The organism is Saccharothrix sp. ST-888, assembly GCF_000955975.1.
In the GTDB taxonomy this organism is placed as follows: Bacteria; Actinomycetota; Actinomycetes; order Streptomycetales; family Streptomycetaceae; genus Kitasatospora.
Genome location: NZ_JYJF01000596.1, coordinates 1 through 353, shown reverse-complemented (window position 1 = coordinate 353; position 353 = coordinate 1). Strand labels below are relative to the sequence as shown.

1 protein-coding gene is annotated in these 353 nt (G+C 76.2%); it reads right to left on the bottom strand.

Going from position 1 to position 353, the window contains the following annotated elements:
- Positions 1-353 (bottom strand): BTAD domain-containing putative transcriptional regulator (locus tag UK12_RS33900; RefSeq protein ID WP_045307063.1); only part of this gene is annotated, 353 nt, incomplete at both ends.

Genomic DNA, 353 nt, shown 5'->3' with positions numbered 1-353 from the left:
ACCGCCTGGACGACGCGGCTCTTGTCGTGCCGGCCGGCGCCCTCGATCCAGTTGACCCGGGAGGCGCGCAGCAGGTGCGCCACGGCGGCGAGGGCGCCGTCGCGCCCGCCCAGCACATTGGGCTCGTTCGCCACCACGTGCCGCACCACGGGCGCCTCGCCCCGCAGCAGTTGCTGGTGCAGGGCCCGCAGGGCGGGACCCGGGTCGGTGCCGAGGTCGTCGCGCAGCGCCCGGGGGTGTCGGTCGTACGTCGCGAGAGCGGTGGACGCCCCTGCGGTGACCGCCTCGCAGCGGACCAGTTCGGGCAGCAGTTCCTCGTCCCGCGGCAGCGCCCGTACCAGTTCGGCCAGCGG